The 18,371-nt window shown below is 34.3% G+C and carries 16 protein-coding genes and 1 tRNA gene; 10 read left to right on the top strand and 7 right to left on the bottom strand.

Annotated features, from left to right (window positions below):
• Nucleotides 1–68 precede the first annotated feature (68 nt).
• The 4 genes from BLW20_RS03730 to truA all read right to left on the bottom strand — a co-directional run bounded on the left by BLW20_RS03730 (nt 69) and on the right by truA (nt 5,012).
• Nucleotides 69–839 carry a hypothetical protein gene (locus BLW20_RS03730; RefSeq protein ID WP_091096497.1) on the bottom strand — a complete coding sequence of 257 codons (771 nt, stop codon included), beginning with the start codon at nt 837–839 and terminating at the stop codon, nt 69–71.
• A gap of 163 nt (nt 840–1,002) precedes the next feature.
• A complete protein-coding gene (gene lpdA, locus BLW20_RS03735; RefSeq protein WP_091096499.1) occupies nt 1,003–2,394 on the bottom strand; it encodes a dihydrolipoyl dehydrogenase in 1,392 nt (463 codons plus the stop codon).
• A gap of 130 nt (nt 2,395–2,524) precedes the next feature.
• Nucleotides 2,525–4,279 carry an ABC transporter ATP-binding protein gene (locus tag BLW20_RS03740; RefSeq protein WP_091096501.1) on the bottom strand — a complete coding sequence of 585 codons (1,755 nt, stop codon included), beginning with the start codon at nt 4,277–4,279 and terminating at the stop codon, nt 2,525–2,527.
• Nucleotides 4,266–5,012, bottom strand: coding sequence for a tRNA pseudouridine(38-40) synthase TruA (gene truA / locus BLW20_RS03745; protein WP_091096503.1), 747 nt, complete (start codon nt 5,010–5,012; stop codon nt 4,266–4,268). Before truA ends, BLW20_RS03740 begins: the two co-directional genes overlap by 14 nt.
• A 90-nt stretch (nt 5,013–5,102) precedes the next feature.
• Here truA and BLW20_RS03750 point away from each other — a divergent pair, with 90 nt between their 5' ends.
• The 5 genes from BLW20_RS03750 (at nt 5,103) to BLW20_RS03775 (ending at nt 9,740) form a co-directional block, all read left to right on the top strand.
• The gene (locus tag BLW20_RS03750) at nt 5,103–6,377 is read left to right on the top strand and encodes a M64 family metallopeptidase (protein ID WP_091096506.1); all 1,275 of its coding nucleotides are present in this window, start codon (nt 5,103–5,105) and stop codon (nt 6,375–6,377) included.
• A complete protein-coding gene (locus tag BLW20_RS03755) occupies nt 6,374–6,868 on the top strand; it encodes a metallophosphoesterase family protein (protein ID WP_091096509.1) in 495 nt (164 codons plus the stop codon). The genes BLW20_RS03750 and BLW20_RS03755 overlap by 4 nt, the downstream gene beginning before the upstream one ends.
• A gap of 3 nt (nt 6,869–6,871) precedes the next feature.
• A complete protein-coding gene (locus BLW20_RS03760) occupies nt 6,872–7,762 on the top strand; it encodes a bestrophin family protein (protein WP_091096511.1) in 891 nt (296 codons plus the stop codon).
• A gap of 24 nt (nt 7,763–7,786) precedes the next feature.
• The gene (locus BLW20_RS03765; RefSeq protein WP_091096513.1) at nt 7,787–8,440 is read left to right on the top strand and encodes a DUF2461 domain-containing protein; all 654 of its coding nucleotides are present in this window, start codon (nt 7,787–7,789) and stop codon (nt 8,438–8,440) included.
• A 292-nt stretch (nt 8,441–8,732) separates the two neighbouring features.
• On the top strand, nt 8,733–9,740 hold the full coding sequence (locus BLW20_RS03775; RefSeq protein ID WP_143037731.1) for a hypothetical protein: 1,008 nt from the start codon (nt 8,733–8,735) through the stop codon (nt 9,738–9,740).
• 61 nt (nt 9,741–9,801) lie between these two features.
• Here BLW20_RS03775 and pepT read toward each other — a convergent pair whose 3' ends face one another.
• From pepT to BLW20_RS03790, 3 genes are all read right to left on the bottom strand, one after another.
• Nucleotides 9,802–11,055: a peptidase T gene (gene pepT, locus BLW20_RS03780; RefSeq protein WP_091096518.1), complete on the bottom strand. Its 1,254-nt coding sequence runs from the start codon at nt 11,053–11,055 to the stop codon at nt 9,802–9,804.
• 120 nt (nt 11,056–11,175) lie between these two features.
• Nucleotides 11,176–11,256 (bottom strand) — tRNA-Tyr (locus BLW20_RS03785).
• 293 nt (nt 11,257–11,549) lie between these two features.
• The gene (locus BLW20_RS03790) at nt 11,550–12,230 is read right to left on the bottom strand and encodes a Crp/Fnr family transcriptional regulator (RefSeq protein ID WP_091096520.1); all 681 of its coding nucleotides are present in this window, start codon (nt 12,228–12,230) and stop codon (nt 11,550–11,552) included.
• A gap of 103 nt (nt 12,231–12,333) precedes the next feature.
• On the opposite strand from BLW20_RS03790, the gene BLW20_RS03795 reads away from it, so the two are divergent.
• The 5 genes from BLW20_RS03795 (at nt 12,334) to BLW20_RS03815 (ending at nt 18,264) form a co-directional block, all read left to right on the top strand.
• Nucleotides 12,334–14,709: a heavy metal translocating P-type ATPase gene (locus BLW20_RS03795; protein WP_177165024.1), complete on the top strand. Its 2,376-nt coding sequence runs from the start codon at nt 12,334–12,336 to the stop codon at nt 14,707–14,709.
• Between the two features lie 85 nt (nt 14,710–14,794).
• Nucleotides 14,795–14,977, top strand: a complete 183-nt coding sequence (gene ccoS / locus BLW20_RS03800; RefSeq protein ID WP_091096524.1) for a cbb3-type cytochrome oxidase assembly protein CcoS — start codon at nt 14,795–14,797, stop codon at nt 14,975–14,977.
• Between the two features lie 6 nt (nt 14,978–14,983).
• Nucleotides 14,984–17,167: a cytochrome-c oxidase, cbb3-type subunit I gene (gene ccoN, locus BLW20_RS03805; protein WP_091096526.1), complete on the top strand. Its 2,184-nt coding sequence runs from the start codon at nt 14,984–14,986 to the stop codon at nt 17,165–17,167.
• Nucleotides 17,168–17,173: 6 nt separating this feature from the next.
• Nucleotides 17,174–17,380, top strand: a complete 207-nt coding sequence (locus tag BLW20_RS03810; RefSeq protein ID WP_091096527.1) for a cbb3-type cytochrome oxidase subunit 3 — start codon at nt 17,174–17,176, stop codon at nt 17,378–17,380.
• Complete coding sequence (locus BLW20_RS03815; RefSeq protein ID WP_091096529.1) at nt 17,377–18,264, top strand: cbb3-type cytochrome c oxidase N-terminal domain-containing protein; 888 nt, start codon at nt 17,377–17,379, stop codon at nt 18,262–18,264. Before BLW20_RS03810 ends, BLW20_RS03815 begins: the two co-directional genes overlap by 4 nt.
• Nucleotides 18,265–18,371: the final 107 nt, after the last annotated feature.

Here is an 18,371-nt window from a genome sequence, read left to right on the forward strand (position 1 = left end):
AAAAAAAAATCCCGAAAATTTTCGGGATTTTTGCGTTTTGTGACTTTTTAGACAGCCTCTTTCATATTTTATTTTTGTGATAAGTTAGTGTATTCTGCAATTAAAAAACTTAAATGCTCCCATTTAATTGAATTATATGGATATTTCTCCATAAACTCTTCATTGTCTCCGAAAAGAAAATTATATTGTTCTTTGAAATCACTCTTTGTAAGCCACATTACCTGATCGTTTTTCTTTATATAGTACGATTTAGTAACACCGCCACCTATTGCCGGGCTACCTCCAAAACTTACCGAAGTTGACTCTTTAGCTGCCGGATCCGCATAAACTTCTATAATATGACTAAATTCAGGATTGATTAATTGCATTAAGAATTCTTGTTCGTCTTTTTTGTTTTTTAAGGAAGCTTTTACATTTCTCACATAAACTTCATCTGGATTGGTTGTTTTAGTAAGATTTTTTCTACCCCAGTTTTTAGTATTACTAAAATAGCTATTCATTTTAGATGCTTTTGCCATACCCGAAATAGGCAGATACATTTCTGCAATATCATCAGCTTTGTATTCCGTTTTTTTTCCTGAACCATCTTTAATATCAATAGAATAGATTTGTCCTTTTTTGCGATTAATACCAGATGCTGACCCTTGAATTTTTGATCCGTTTTTTAAAACAATAGTTGATGTTTTTTTAGATGAAACGCCTATGAACATTTCATCAAAAAGATCGTCATCCATCATTTTTAGTTGTTCTTTGGTGTATTTTACTTTTTCTTGTGCCTGCATTTGTGCAGTTGATAATGTAATTGCAGCCAAAAAGCTGTACATAATTATTTTTTTCATGTTATAAAATTATTTTGTTAAAAATAGATAATCTGTTTATACTGACCATAACATTTTTTCAAAAAAAAACAATTACTTTTCTAAACGTATTGTTTTATTAAATCTATTCATAAAAAAACCTCAAAGATTTTCTTTGAGGTTTAAATATAGTAAGGATAACTTTTTATAAGTGAATCACTTCATCGTAAGCAGCTGCAACAGCTTCCATAACCGCTTCACTCATAGTAGGGTGTGGGTGAACAGCTTTTAAAATTTCGTGACCTGTAGTTTCTAATTTACGGGCAACAACAGCTTCTGCAATCATATCGGTAACGCCGGCACCAATCATGTGGCAACCTAACCATTCACCATATTTAGCATCGAAAATTACTTTTACGAAACCATCTGGAGTTCCGGCTGCTTTTGCTTTTCCTGATGCAGAGAACGGGAATTTACCCACTTTAATCTCATAACCGGCTTCTTTTGCTTTTTTCTCTGTCATACCAACAGATGCAATTTCCGGGGTTGCATACGTACAACCAGGAATGTTTCCGTAATCTAATGGTTCAACGTGCAAACCTGCGATTTTTTCCACACATAGGATTCCTTCAGCCGAAGCAACGTGTGCCAAAGCTTGTCCCGGAACTACATCGCCAATAGCGTAATAACCCGGAATGTTTGTCTGGTAGAAATCATTTACCAAGATCTTATCGCGATCGGTAGCAATTCCTGTTTCTTCTAATCCAATATTTTCAATGTTTGATTTGATACCAACTGCAGAAAGTAAAATATCAGCCTCTAAAATTTCTTCTCCTTTAGCTGTTTTCACGGTTGCTTTTACGCCTTCACCTGAAGTATCTACTTTTTCAACAGATGAATTCGTCATAATGTTAATTCCTGCTTTTTTCAAAGAACGTTCAAACTGTTTTGACACATCTTCGTCTTCCACCGGAACAATATTCGGCATAAATTCAACAATAGTAACTTCGGTTCCCATTGAATTATAGAAATGAGCAAACTCAACACCAATCGCTCCCGAACCAACAACAATCATTTTTTTAGGTTGTGTAGGTAAGGTCATTGCCTGGCGGTAACCAATTACTTTTTTGCCGTCTTGTGGCAAGTTTGGCAATTCGCGAGAACGAGCACCTGTTGCAATAATGATGTGATCTGCAGAAATTTCGGTTACTTTTCCGTCTTTATCGGTTACATCAACTTTTTTCCCCGGTTTTACTTTCCCAAAACCATCAATTACGTCGATTTTATTTTTCTTCATCAAGAACTGAACACCTTTGCTCATTCCGTCTGCAACACCGCGCGAACGTGCAATAACCGCATTGAAATCTTTATCTACTTCACCATTGATTGTTAAACCATAATCAGAGGCATGTTTTAAATAATCGAAAACCTGAGCAGATTTCAATAAAGCTTTTGTTGGGATACAACCCCAGTTTAAGCAGATGCCACCTAAATTTTCTTTCTCTACAACGGCAACTTTAAAGCCTAATTGCGATGCTCTAATGGCAGTTACATATCCACCCGGACCACTTCCTAAAATAATAATATCGTATTTCATTCTCTTTGTTTTTGGCTTTTAGCTGATTAGCGTTAGCACATTATCGTTATGTTTAGTTTTTGAAACAAATTCAATCAGTTGCGAATTTAAGAATTTATTTTGAAAACCATTTTAAACCTATTTAAAATTATCAATTCACTGAAGCACTTGCGTATTGCGATTCGTACAAGTTTTTGTATGCACCGTTTTCTTTGGCAAGTAATTCTGTGTGGGTTCCGGTTTCAACAATAGTTCCCTGATCCATTACCACAATTAAGTCAGCGTTTACAATGGTTGCCAAACGGTGGGCAATGATGATTGACGTACGGTCTTTTGAAAGAATTTCTACGGCATTTTGCAACAATTCTTCTGAATAGGTATCGATAGATGAAGTGGCTTCATCTAAAATCAAAATACTGGGATTGTTCATATACGCACGTAAAAAAGCAATGAGCTGGCGTTGCCCTGATGAAAGCATTACACCGCGTTCTTTGACATTGTAATCATATCCGCCGGGTAATTTCTCGATAAAATCGTTAATCCCAATTTTTTTTGCCGCTGTAATTACCTCTTCTTTGGTAATGTGTTGATTGTCTAAAATAATATTATTTAAAATAGAGTCGGAAAACAAGAAAACATCCTGTAACACCACAGCAATCTGGTCGCGCAGACTGCTTAACGTAAAATCGTTAATATCCATACCATCAATTAAAATTTTTCCTGACTGAATATCGTAAAAACGACTTAACAAATTGATGATCGTTGTTTTTCCTGCACCCGATGCACCCACAAAAGCTACAGTTTGTCCGGGTTTAATATCTAAATTGATTCCGTTGATTACTTTTTTGTCGTTGTCGTAACCGAATTCTACATTTTTAAATTGTATGTCGCCTTTAAAATCGGGAGCGGTCAATTTGCCTTCGTTTTGAATCAAATCATCGCGGTCTAAAATCTCAAAAACACGGTCGGCAGCTACAATTCCCATTTGCATCACATTGAATTTATCTGCAATTTGACGCAACGGGTTAAACAACATCGAAATCATCATGGTATAACCAAATAAATCCCCGGTTGTGGTTAAATTATCGCCCTGAACAATCGTAAATCCTCCATAAATAATTACACAACCTAAAGTAACCGATGAAACAATATCGGCGATAGGGAAGAAGATAGAGTTGTACAAAATGTTTTTTTGCCAGGCATCGTTGTGTTTTTGGTTGATTTTTTTAAAGTTTTGGTATTCTATTTCTTCACGGTTAAACAACTGTACAATTTTCATTCCGGTTAAGCGTTCCTGAACAAAAGTATTTAAATTGGCAACCTGCAAACGCACTTCTTCAAAGGCAACTTTCATGTGTTTTTGAAAAACACGCGTGGCATATAAAAGCACGGGCATTGCAACCAAAACAATAAGGGTCAGTTTCCAGTTCATCCATATCATGATTCCTAAAACCACCAGCATTTTTAATACGTCGCCCACAATCATAAACAATCCCTGACTAAAAATACTTGCAATGTTTTCTATGTCTGAAACGTTTCTTGTAATAAGTTTTCCCACAGGTTCATTGTCAAAATAACTCAGCCTGAATTTCAGCATCTTGTTAAACAGGTTGCTTCGTATATCTTTAATAATGTTTTGCCCCAACCAACTGGCGGTATAGGTAAACAAAAATTGCGATGACACTTCTAAAATCAATACCAGAGCCATTAGTAAAACGTAGATGTTTAAACCGTTTAAGTCTTTAGTTTCAATATATACATCTACCACGTTTTTAACCATATACGGGCGTAACGCCCCAAAAACAGAAAGCGTTATTACCGTAAGCACCACCCAAAACATTTTGCTTTTGTAGGGTTTTGCAAATTGCATGACTTTTTTTAATGTAGAAGTTTTAGTTTGTTTCATTTATATAAGGATAAACTACTTTTGTTAAATACAATCCGTGTGCCGGCACCGAAAATCCTGCTTTGCCACGATTTTTACTTTTGATGATTTCATGAACATCGTTGATCTGAATTTTTCCCAAGCCAACATTGATAAGTGTTCCCACAATTGCCCGAACCATATTCCGTAAAAAGCGGTTTGCCGAAATGTGAAAAATCAATTGTGAATCTTTTTGTTCCCAATAAGCTTGTGTAATGTTACAGTTAAATGTGAACACATCGGTATGCGTTTTACTGAAACATTCAAAATCTTCATATTGCAGAAGAATTTCTGCCGCTTCGTTCATTTTTTGTACATCTAATTGTTTAAAATGATAATAGCTTAAATCCTTTAAAAAGCTGTTTTTGAACGTGTGAATACGGTATTCATACGAACGGGAAACTGCATCAAAACGGGCGTGTGCTTCTTTATCAACTTCAAAAAAATGGTGTACAGAAATAGCTTCCGGCAAAAATGAATTCAGTTTTTGAACCATTGTTTCTTTGTCAAAAACCGCATCGGTATCAAAATGGGCATACATTTGTTTTGCGTGAACTCCGGCATCTGTACGTCCGGCACCAACTATTTCAAAATCATCCCGAAACAAAGTATTTAATGCTTTAGTTAATACTTCCTGTACACTAATGGCATTGGGTTGCAATTGCCAGCCGTGATAATTTGTTCCGTTATAAGAAAATTGAATAAAGTACCTCAAGTATTAAAATTTTAAACATACAAATATACTTTATTTTGATGGAATGCCGGTATTAACAAAAAACTAAATATTTTTGTAGAAACGATTTTTATGAGAACTTTTTACCTTTTCTTTATTTTTATGTGGAGTGTTGTGGTGCATGCACAGCAATTCGACGATTATTTTATTGATAAAACCCTTAGGTTAGATTATATTTTTGCAGGAAATGCCAACGAACAAAATGCCTATTTAAGCGAAATGATTGCATTAAATAAATGGCACGGACGTGTTGATAATCTTTCGGTTACACCTGTTCAGGGTAACGGACAAATTAAGGTTTTTGACAAATCTACCAATCGGCTTATTTACATTTTACCTTTTGGCAGTTTGTTTCAGGAATGGTTAACGTTAGATGCTGCTGAAAAGCAGTCAAAGAGTTTTGAAAATTCTTTTTTGATTCCGTTTCCTAAAAAAGAAATCAATGTTCAAATTTCGTTTTTCAATTCAAAGAACGAAGAAAAAGTGGTGTTCAACCAATTAATTGATCCCAACGATATTTTAATTAGAAAAAGTTCTGAAATTAAAAATGAATATGAAGTTATTCACAAAGCAACCGTCAAAAATCCAATAAAAATTGCCTTGGTTGCCGAAGGATTTACTGTTGAAGAATTAAACGTTTTTATGGATTTTGCCCACCAAACAGTTCAAAATTTATTTAAGCACCAAATTTTTAAAAAATATGAAAATTCATTTGAAATAATTGCTGTTAAAACCATTTCTAAAGAGTCGGGTATAAGCGTTCCTTCAAGAAATATCTGGTTAGATACAGCTGTACAATCTAATTTTGATACCTTTTATTCTGAAAGGTATTTAACCACTTTACACACCAAATTACTGCATGCTCAATTAGAAAATATTCCGTACCAGCACATTATCATTTTAGCGAATACCAATGTTTACGGCGGTGGCGGGATATTGAATTCATACAGTTTAACAACGACAAAAAACAAAGAATTTGCACCCGTTGTAGTACATGAATTCGGGCATAGTTTTGCCGGATTGGCAGATGAATATTTTTATGAAGAAGACGTTTTTGAAAACAAAGCAAGTTTAAACACCGAACCCTGGGAAAAAAATATAACTTCTCTGGTGGATTTTTCATCAAAATGGAAAAATATGATGAATAAAAGTACGCCGATTCCTACGCCTAAAACAATGAGTAATGAAGTTAAAATAGGTGTTTTTGAAGGTTTAAAAGGCAACGGATTGTACATTCCCACGTTAACTTGTAGAATGAAAATCAATAATACTCCAGATTTTTGTCCTGTTTGCAGCAATGCCATCGAGGAAATGATTTTGTTTTACACTCAAGATTTAACTAAATGAAAAAGATTTTATTGCTTTCAGATACACACAGTTACATTGACGACCGCATTTTGCATTATGCCGATGGCTGTGATGAAATTTGGCATGCCGGTGATATTGGCGATTTAAAGGTTACCGATGCACTGAAACAAAAGAAACCATTGCGGGCAGTTTATGGAAATATTGATGATGATAAAGCCCGAATGGAATTTCCGTTAGATGCCGTTTTTGACTGCGAAGGAATGAAAATCTGGATGACGCATATTGGCGGGTATCCCGTGAAATATTCCTCACGAATCAAAGAAGGATTATTGACCAATCGTCCGGATATTTTTATCTGTGGACACTCGCATATTTTAAAAGTTCAATACGATAAACAGTTCAATTGTTTAACATTAAACCCGGGAGCAGCAGGTATTTATGGGTTTCATCAAACAAGAACAATGCTTCGGTTTGAAATTCACAAAGGAAAAATTCAGAATTTAGAAGTTATAGAATTAGGTAAAAGATAAAACATGCAAGTATATAACGCAAAAGACTGGTTGGCATTTATTTTTAAAACTCATAAATCGGATACCGTTCGTAAATTATGGCCATCAATTCTTTTTATGGGATTGCTGTCTTGGCTGGTAGCTTATTTAGAGCTTGATTATTTTGGTCTGGCACAAAGTTCTGCCTTAAAAAACACATCGATATTACATACGGTAATCGGCTTTGTATTGTCGTTATTATTGGTTTTTAGAACAAATACGGCGTATGATCGTTGGTGGGAAGGCCGCAAAATGTGGGGCAAATTAGTAAACGATTCCAGAAATTTATCTGTAAAACTCCATGCGCTTTTACCCGAAGAAGACAGAGCTTCACGCATTTATTTTACTAATAAAATTAAACTGTTTGCCAAAGTATTGCACACGCATCTTACAAGTGAATCAACAAAATATATGCTTGATGAAGATGAACATCCGGAATACGAAGAATACTTGAAGGCACAGCACCCACCAACAAAAATTGTTGGCAAAATGTATGTTGCCTTGCAGAAATTAGAGCGGGCAAATGTAATAACTAAATACGACAAAATAATTTTAGATGAAAATTTAAACGGTTTGTTAGATGTTGCCGGTGCGTGCGAACGTATTAAAAACACGCCAATTCCTATTGCTTATGCCGTTTTTATCAAAAAATTCATCTTTGTTTATGTACTTACACTGCCCATTGGTTATGTGTTTACAACAGGATATTTTATTGTTCCGTTGGTAATGATCATTTTCTATGTTTTGCTGAGTATTGAGTTAATAGCCGAAGAAATTGAAGATCCTTTTAATGGCGGAACCGATGATTTACCTACAGCAAAAATTGCCGAAAATATAGGCAAATATGTATCCAATGTTTTATTGGGAACCAATTAAATACTATCTTTAAATAAAAAAATAATGCAGAACGTTTTAGATTATATAAAAAAATTGCAGCAAAATAATAATCGAGAGTGGTTTGTCAACAACAAAAAGAGTTTTGAAGAAGCTAAAGAAAGCGCAAACCAATTGTTTAATGCTGTTTATAACGAATTAAATTTAAGTGACAGTTTAGAACCTTTAAAAATATACAGAATTTATCGCGATGTTCGTTTTTCGGCTGATAAAACGCCCTACAAAACACATTTTTCTATGTATATGGGCAGATTAAAGCCCGATTATCGTGGTGGATATTATTTGCATATTGAGCCTGGAAATTCGTTTTTAGGTGTTGGTTTTTTTGATCCGAATAAAGAAGATTTACTAAGAATAAGAAAGGAAATTGAACTGGATAACGAATTAGAAGACATTTTAAATGCTAAAGAAATCAAAAATACTTTTGGACATTTGGTAGGTGATGAAGTGAAAACAGCTCCTAAAGGCTTCGATAAAAATCACGAACGAATTGCATTACTCAAGAAAAAACAATTTTTACTGATTCATAAATTTACAGATAACGAAGTTTTAAAACCTGATTTTTTCAAAGAAGCTGCAAAAGTTTTTAAAAAATCAAGACCTTTTGTAGATTACATGACCGATGTGTTACTGACTAATTTAAACGGTGAAGAAATGTAAAATAAATTGGTAAGATATCCGTTTCTATAAGCATTAAACTTATAAACATGGAAAAACAACCAAGCAAACAATTATTGTCACGAAGTAATTTTTTACAGTTTTTTACAGCGGTATATTTTTTCTTATATATTTTTCCGTTTCCCCTTAATTATATCCCTTTTGTGGGCAAAATTTTTAATTGGTACCATCAAACCATTGAAATATTGACCTTTGGACAGGAAAAACCATTCTGGGTTTAGAATCTTTAGAAAAAATACAATTTACAGGCAGCGGAGATACCACTTTTGATTATGTGAAAATTTTTACATTGCTTATTCTTTCTCTTTGTGTTACACTTTTAGTTTTCTTTTTAAGAATAAGATTAAATACTGGTAAAATCATTGTTTTTGTTAGAACTTATGGTCGGTACTTTTTAGTATTGATGTTGTTGAGCTATGGTTTTTCAAAGTTTTTTGAAGGACAATTTTCTTATCCCAGTCTTGAAAGATTAGATCGAAAAATAGGAGATTCATCACCAATGGGACTTTTGTGGACATTTATGGGATATTCTAAAATATACACTGTTTTTGGTGGATTTTGTCAGGTGTTAGCAGGTTGTCTGCTTATTTTTAGAAGAACAATGATAACAGGCAGTCTGCTGGCACTTATGGTAATGACAAATATTGTTATCTTAAATTTTTCGTATGATGTACCGGTAAAACTGTTTTCAACACACTTGGCTGTGATTGCATTGTTGCTACTTATACCAAATGTGGTAAATCTGTTTCAGCTGTTTTTTATGCAAAAATCTGTTCAGCTTATTCCTGAAAGATCTTTATTTGAAAATAAGAATAAACAATTGGTTGCCTTTCTGTTAAAACTAATGGCTATTTCCGGATTACAGTTGATAGTGATCATAATGACTGTTAGATCATTTTTCGATAAACCTCTTAACGGTCATAATTTAAAAGCAATTTATTATCCGGAGCAATTTACTATTGAAAGTACTTCTGTTAATCGTTGGCAAAAATTCATTATAAACGATCGGTATGCTACTGTTTTTTATGACGAAAAAAGATATGAAGACTTTGATGTTAAAGTTGATACGCTCAAACATTTAATCCAACTAAAATCAAAAAAAGACACATTGAATATTAGTACGTTAAATTATCGATTTTCAGACAAAAACACCAAGATGTCTTTAACGGGATTTTTTCAAAAAGATACGGTTTCCATAACATTTAATATAAAACGAAAAGAAGATTTTGAGCTGGTTAACCGCAAATTCAATTGGATAAACGAATATCCTTATAATAAATAGAAAAATTTACTCCAACAGAGTTTTAAACTCTGTTGGAGTAAATTTAGAAAAAAACTAAAGATTATTTATTTCTATTAGCGGTAATTTCTGCAATTTTAACGATAACTTCTGTAGCTTTAAGGATACTTTCAACCGGAACGTATTCATATTTTCCATGGAAATTATGTCCGCCTGCAAAAATGTTCGGACAAGGAAGCCCCATATATGATAATTGTGAACCATCGGTTCCGCCTCTAATTGGTTTAATAATCGGCTTAATATCCAGTTCTTTCATTGCTTGCTCGGCAATATCAACAATATGCATTACAGGTTCAACCTTTTCTTTCATATTGTAATATTGGTCTTTAATTTCGCATTCAACAATTTTATCGCCAAATTTAGCCGCATATTTTTTATTTATTTTAGAAACCAATTTGCGAATTAACTTTTTACGCTTTTTGAATTTCTTCATACTATGATCACGGATAATTAATTGAACTTCTGTTTCTTCAATCGATCCTGAAATGTCGTGCAAGTGAAAAAATCCTTCGTAACCCGTAGTTTTTTCCGGAACTTCTTTAGATGGTAATTTAGAAATAAACTTGTTTGCCAGAAGCATTGAATTAATCATTTTTCCTTTAGCATATCCGGGGTGAACGCTTTTTCCTTTAAAAATTAATTTAACGCCTGCAGCATTAAAATTTTCGTACTCTAATTCACCAATCTGGCTTCCGTCCATCGTGTAAGCCCAGTCGGCAGCAAATTTTTCTACATCAAATTTATGTGCACCACGACCAATTTCTTCATCAGGTGTAAAGCCGATTCTGATTTTTCCGTGTTTAATTTCAGGATGCTGAACTAAATATTCCATTGCTGAAACAATTTCGCAGATTCCCGCTTTGTCATCAGCACCCAATAACGTGGTTCCGTCTGTAGTAATTAATGTTTGTCCTTTATATTGCAATAAATCGTCAAAGTAACTTGGCGACAAGATTATATTTTGTTCTTCATTTAAAACAATATCTCCACCGTCATAATTTTCAACAAGTTGTGGTTTTACATTCGCACCTGAAAAATCGGGCGATGTGTCAAAGTGTGAAACAAAGCCAATGGTTGGAACTTCAAAATCTACATTGCTTGGCAAAGTTGCCATAATGTAAGCGTTTTCGTCAATGGTAACCTCTGTTAGACCAATTTGTTTTAATTCTTCAACCAGTTTATTGGCTAAATCCCATTGTTTTTTTGTTGATGGAGTGGTGTCAGAGTTTGGATCTGATTCTGTGTCAACAGTTACATAACTGATAAATCTGTCGATAATATGTTGTTTGTTTTCCATTTTTTAATTGTACTTTATCTTACAAAATTATTAAAAACAGCTTACTTTATAAAGTGTTAGGTGTTTTATTTTTGTAAAGTTGCAGAAATAAAAAAAGCTCAACAAATGTTGAGCTTTTTGTGGGAAGAGCAGGATTCGAACCTGCGAAGGTTTCCCAACGGATTTACAGTCCGTCCTCGTTGGCCGCTTGAGTATCTTCCCTACACTAATCATTGTAATAGTTAAATAAATTATTCTCGCTATTACTATTAAATTTTAATCTTATAATTAAGATTAATATAAAATTCTTTTACTTTTTGTTGATTTTTAAGTTGTGGCTTTTCTTATTTTCAACGGTGCAAATATAAGAGGCTTTTTTAATACTGACAAAGTTTTTTTAGTGTTTTTTACACAAAAAAAGATGTTTTTTTTGTGTGTATTTAATAATCAGTTAGTTGGTTCAATAAATTTTTTTAGCAGAATATAAAAATCTATCTTTTTAACAAGCTGTTTTGTTATTGTGCTAAATTTTTCAGGTTTTGAATATTGTTTATTTTAATTCTTTTTCCTTTTAGATCTATAATTCCTGCTTTTTTTAATTCGGAGAGCAAACGGATACAGCTTTCGGTGGCAGTACCTACCATACTGGCTATTTCTTCGCGACTTAACTGTAAGTTTAAATATCCTTCATGATCGGTTCCTGCGGAGTCTAAAATACTTAATAAAGCCAAAGCTAAACGTTCTTTAACAGTTTTGTGGGTGTGGTTTATGGCAAAATCGGTAGCGTAATTAAGGTTTTGGCACACGTCTTTTGTGACTTCTAAAGAAAAATTTCTGTTATTATCAATAAACGATAGAATTTCTGTTTTGGGAATAAAACACACATGCATATCTTCAACGGCAATGGCGCTTAAAGTAGCTTTTTCTTGTGTTAAAATAGATGTTTGTCCTAACAATTCTCCTTTTGTAATTAGTTTTAAAATGGTGTCTTTTCCGTTAGAATTCATTTTAACAAGCTTACAAATTCCTTCTTTTATACAATAAACACCATTTATTACATCGCCTTCATTAAAGATTACTTCACCTTTTTTTATAAGGTGTGTATCCTTACAGTCCGCAAGATGTACTAATTCATTTTTAGACAAAGCCTTTAACGAACTTAATTCTCTAACGATACATTGCTCACATTTGCCCATAATGTAGAATTTTATGCAAAGATACTATTATATATGATAATTATCATTTTTTTTAAATTCTCAACATCAGAATTTTGCATCAGGTATAAAGCAAATAGTGGGTATGTTAAATTGTTATCATTGCGGAAATGAAATCATTGAAAATGAAATGCTTGTTTTTGATGATAAAAAATTTTGTTGCAAAGGTTGTCAAACGGTTTATGAACTTTTTTCAGATAACGGATTGACTAATTATTATGATTTTGAAAAAAATCCGGGGGCAAAACCAAAAGATGCCGATGCAAAGTTTAATTATCTTGAGAATGCCGATATTGTATCGAAACTTTTAGATTTTCAAGAAGGATCAACACAAATTGTCCGACTTTACATTCCGCATATTCACTGTAGTTCGTGTATCTGGATTTTAGAAAATTTAAATACGCTTAATTCAGGCATCAGTCAATCGCAGGTAGTATTTTCGCAAAAAAAGATTACGATTGTTTTTAACAGCGAGACGGTTTCTTTGAAAGAAATCGTGTTATTACTGGCGTCTATCGGGTATGAACCTTACATTAGTTTAGAGAATTTTGACAACAAACCCAAATTGATAGACCGTAATTTACTTTATAAAATTGGTGTGGCTTTCTTTGGTTTTGGAAATATCATGTTGTTGTCTTTTCCCGAATATTTTAATGTAAACGATTATTGGATCCATCAATACAAAGATTTTTTCAGATACCTGAACATATTTCTGGCACTTCCTGTTTTTTTATATTCGGCAACACCTTACTATATTTCGGCCTATCACAGCATAAAAGCAAAAGCATTTAATATCGATATTCCAATGGCTTTAGGAATTATTGTGATGTTTCTTCGCAGTTTGGTTGATATTTTTTTTCAAGACGGAGCCGGATTTTTAGACAGCATGTGTGGCTTGGTCTTTTTTATGCTTTCAGGAAAATTAATCCAGCAAACTACGTATAATTTTTTGTCGTTTGAACGTGATTACAAATCTTATTTCCCCATTGCGGTTACTAAAATTGAGAATAAAGCCGAAGTTCCTATTCAGGTTTATGAAATTGAAAAAGGCACTCATTTAATGATTCGCAATGAAGAATTGATTCCTGTTGATGCTGTTTTATTGTCTGATACGGCTTATATCGATTACAGCTTTGTAACAGGCGAGGCGGTTCCGGTAGAAAAAAAATCGGGCGATAAAATTTTTGCTGGCGGAAAACAAGTAGGAAATGCCATTGTTATTGAAGCAGTAAACAGCGTTTCTCAAAGTTATTTAACACAATTATGGAGTAACGAAGTTTTCCAGAAAAGAACCTCACAAAAACTAAAAACCATTACCGACAGAGCCAGCCGTATTTTTACGCCTGCTTTGTTAAGCATAGCCTTTATTGGGTTTATTGGTTGGAGCTTTGTAAGTTTTAATGATGCGTTTAATGTTTTAACAGCGGTTTTAATTGTTGCATGCCCGTGTGCTTTGGCGTTAACGGCTCCTTATACTTGGGGAAACGTCATTCGGTTAATGGGAAAACGAAAATTATATCTTAAAAATACGGCTGTTATTGAGCAACTTTCTAAGGCGGATGCATTGGTTTTCGATAAAACGGGAACGTTGACATCAAATAAAAATCAACAGATTAAATATGTGGGTGAACATCTGACCAAAGAAGAATTAATGGCAGTAAAAAATATTGTTCGTGGATCAAATCATCCGTTAAGCAGAAGGCTTTATATGTTTTTACCCGAATGTAATATTAAAAAGCCCTTATTGTTTAACGAAATTGCCGGAAAAGGAATTGAAGGTGTTTTTGAAGAATATCACTTGAGAATTGGTTCAGCAAATTGGTTGGAAATTTCTGATCAACTGGTTGTGCACGATACCAAAGTTTATATAGAGATAGATCACAAGGTAAAAGGATATTTTGTTTTTGAAAACGAATATCGAAAAGGTATTAAAAAATTGTTTGAAACGCTTAAAGATAGAAATTACCAGCTTTATGTGCTTTCGGGCGACAATAATGGGGAAGAAAAGACACTACGACAATTGGTATCGGTCGATACGCAATTGGTTTTTAACCAAAAGCCGGAAGATAAGCTCCGTTTTATTGAAAATCTGCAATCTCACGGAAAAAATGTACTGATGATTGGCGATGGTTTAAACGATGCGGGAGCTTTAGCACAGAGTAATATCGGTATTTCTATTTCAGAAAATGTAAATGTTTTTACACCTGCCAGCGATGCAATTTTAGATGCCGGTGCGTTTACAAAAATACCTTATTTTTTAGCGTTTGCCAAAAACGCAATGAAAACCATAAAAATGAGTTATTGCCTTGCCATTAGTTACAATATTGTAGGCTTGTCTTTTGCATTGTCTAATCAGTTATCACCTTTGGTAGCAGCGATCATCATGCCTGTAAGTACAGCAACAATTATAAGTTTTGTTACATTGATGAGTGGTATTTATGCGAAAAAATCAAAAGGATAGTTTTCTTAAAAAAATATTAAAGGAACTGACATTTGTCATGTTTTAAGAAAACTAACAGCACTAATTTTGAGTAAAGATTTAAGGTATGGGCGTAATTTATATTCTAATATGCATAAGCGTATTTGTAGCTGCAGTTTTTTTATATCTCTTTATAAAATCTGTAAAAAGCGGGCAGTTTGACGATCAATACACACCTTCGGTAAGGATGCTGTTTGACGACGAATTAAAAAAGAAAAAAAACAATAAATCACAAAAACAATCAAATTAATTTAGTATGGAAGTACAACAGTTTTACTACGACAACAAAATTGTTAAAAAATTCCTTTATGCTTCTATATTCTTCGGAGTAGTAGGTATGCTGGTAGGTTTGCTTTTAGCAGTAATGTTTATCTTTCCTAATATAACCGATAATATTCCATGGTTAAGTTTTGGGCGGTTGCGTCCGTTACACACAAACGCCGTTATTTTTGCGTTTGTGGTAAATGCTATTTTTGGTGGCGTTTATTATTCTTTGCAACGGTTGTTAAAAACCCGTATGTACAGTGACCTTTTAAGTAACATTAACTTCTGGGGTTGGCAGCTTATCATTGTAGCAGCAGCTATAACGCTTCCGTTAGGTTACACTTCATCAAAAGAATATGCCGAATTAGAATGGCCTATTGATATTGCCATTGCCGTTGTATGGGTGGTATTTGGTATCAATATGATTATGACCATTTTAAACCGAAGAGAACGCCATTTATACGTAGCTATCTGGTTTTATTTGGGAACTTTCGTAACGGTAGCGGTTCTGCATATTTTTAACAATTTGGAACTACCTGTAAGCGCCTGGAAATCATATTCGATCTATGCAGGTGTTCAGGATGCTTTGGTACAATGGTGGTATGGGCACAATGCAGTAGCGTTTGTTTTAACCACACCGTTTTTAGGATTGATGTATTACTATTTGCCTAAAATAGCCAACCGTCCGGTGTATTCTTATCGTTTATCGATTATTCATTTTTGGTCGTTAATCTTTTTATACATCTGGGCAGGACCTCACCATTTATTATATACAGCACTTCCGGAATGGGCTCAAAATTTAGGGGTTGTTTTCTCTGTAATGTTAATTGCCCCGTCTTGGGGTGGTATGATTAATGGTTTGTTAACACTTCGCGGTGCTTGGGATAAAGTAAGAACCGAACCCACATTGAAATTCTTTGTAGTAGCAATTACAGCTTATGGTATGGCTACTTTTGAAGGTCCCATGTTGTCGTTAAAAAACGTAAATGCGATTGCACATTACACCGACTGGATTGTTGCACACGTACACGTTGGTGCATTAGCATGGAACGGATTTATGGTCTTTGCTATTGTGTATTGGTTAATACCGCGTTTAACAAAAACAGTGCTTTATTCTAAAAAACTGGCAAATTTCCACTTCTGGATAGGTACTTTAGGTGTGATTCTTTACACCATTCCATTATATGTTGCAGGCTTTCAGCAACACATGATGTGGAAACAATTTAATCCGGACGGAACGTTAAAATACGGTAACTTTTTAGAAACAGTTACAGCCATTATGCCAATGTATGCCATGCGTGCAATTGGTGGATCGTTATATGTAATTGGGGTTTTTGTATTGGTTTACAATGTTTACAAAACGGTAAAGGCAGGCTCTAAAGTTGAAGACGAACTGGCAGAAGCTCCTGAATTACCTCGTATTGTATCACACCGTATGAAAGGTGAAGGTTTCCACACCTGGTTAGAACGCAAGCCCATCCAGTTAACCATTTTGGCAACAATAGCCATATTAATTGGTGGCATTGTGCAGATCATTCCAACTCTGGTAGTCGATTCAAACATTCCAACCATTGCCAGCGTAAAACCATATACGCCGTTAGAATTAGAAGGTCGCGATTTATATGTGCGTGAAGGTTGTGTGGGATGTCACTCTCAAATGGTCCGTCCGTTCAGGAGTGAGGTTGAGCGTTATGGCGAATATTCAAAATCCGGAGAATACGTGTACGATCATCCTTTCTTATGGGGATCAAAACGTACTGGTCCCGATTTACACAGATTAGGTGCAAAATATTCAGACAACTGGCATTTTAACCACATGTACGATCCGCAAAGTACTTCTCCCGGATCTATTATGCCGGGTTACAAATGGTTGTTTGCAAACAAAGCGTTAGATCTTTCAGACGTAGAAAACAAAATGCGTGCAATGCAGAAATTGGGCGTACCATATACCAATGAAGACATTGCAAATGCAAAAGTCGCCATAAAGGCGCAGGCACAGCAAATAGAAGAGAACTTAAAAAATGATCCCGATTTTGTAAAATCGTACGAAGCAAGTAAAGAAGCAGCTAAAGCAAGCGGAGAAAATTTTGTTCCAATGAGCGAAAGAGAAATTACGGCTTTAATAGCTTACTTACAACGTTTGGGAACCGATGTGAAGGTAAAAGAAGAAAATTAAAAAATTATGCTAAAGTTCATTAAACACAATATGGAAACTATTTCAGGTATTGAAATTTATCCTGTTATAGCCTTACTTATTTTCTTTCTGTTTTTTGTTGGATTGGTTTTATGGGTATTTACCTATAAGAAACAAACATTGAACGAATTAAGTAACCTGCCATTAAACGATGGCAAAAACAATGAAGAAACAAATTCAAATAGGTCGTTATGAAAAGATTTTTTCCTGTATATGTCCGCGTTCCGCTTATATTCTTTCTGTCATTTGGTTTAATAGAATATCTGATAGATTCTGGAGACAAGCCTGCATTTATAGAATATCCTTCGGTATTATTGCTTTTAGGTTTGATATTATTGGTTTTGATTGCTATTGAAATTGTAGTCAATGCATCGAATAACATCTTAAATCAGTTAATGACACCTGAAGAGCGTGCAGAAAAAGAACGATTAGAAAACATGCCTTTTTCGCAACTTCCGGCAATAAAGAAATTGTTGCAAAAACTAACGAAATCTAAATCTATTAAAGAAGAAAAAGAGATAGAATTAGAACACGAATACGACGGAATCAAAGAATTAGATAATGTTTTGCCGCCATGGTGGGTTTACCTGTTTTATTCAACGGTAATTTTCGGCGTGATTTACTTAGGAAAATACCATTTGTTTGGTGGCGAAAATCAATATCAAGAGCTTGATAAAGAATTGGCAATTGCCCAAAAAGAAATCGAAGAATATAAAAAGACCGCACCCGATTTATTAACGGCTGACCAAGTGGTATTGTTAACAGAACCGGCTGATATTGCTGCAGGTAAAGCCTTGTTCGACTCTAACTGCGTGGCGTGTCACCGTGCCGATGGAGGTGGAGGTATCGGTCCCAACCTTACCGATGAATATTGGATTTTGGGTGGCGATGTAAAAGATATTTTCAATACCATTATGGAAGGCGGTAGAGACGGTAAAGGTATGGTAGCGTGGAAACAACAAATTAAACCTACCGATATTCAAAAAATAGCGAGTTTTATTTTAACGCTTCAAGGTACAAACCCTGCCGATGCCAAAGCACCTGAAGGCGATAAAGTTGCTCCTGTTGCAACAAATTAAATTTTAATTATAAAAGATAGTATTTCTGTTAAAAGTAAAGACTGTTTTTTCAATGATTAGTTTTATTTTTTTCCGCAGCCTTTTGTAAAAAGGAAGGCTGTGGTTTT

Source organism: Paenimyroides marinum, from assembly GCF_900108395.1.
Lineage (GTDB): Bacteria > Bacteroidota > Bacteroidia > Flavobacteriales > Flavobacteriaceae > Flavobacterium > Flavobacterium marinum.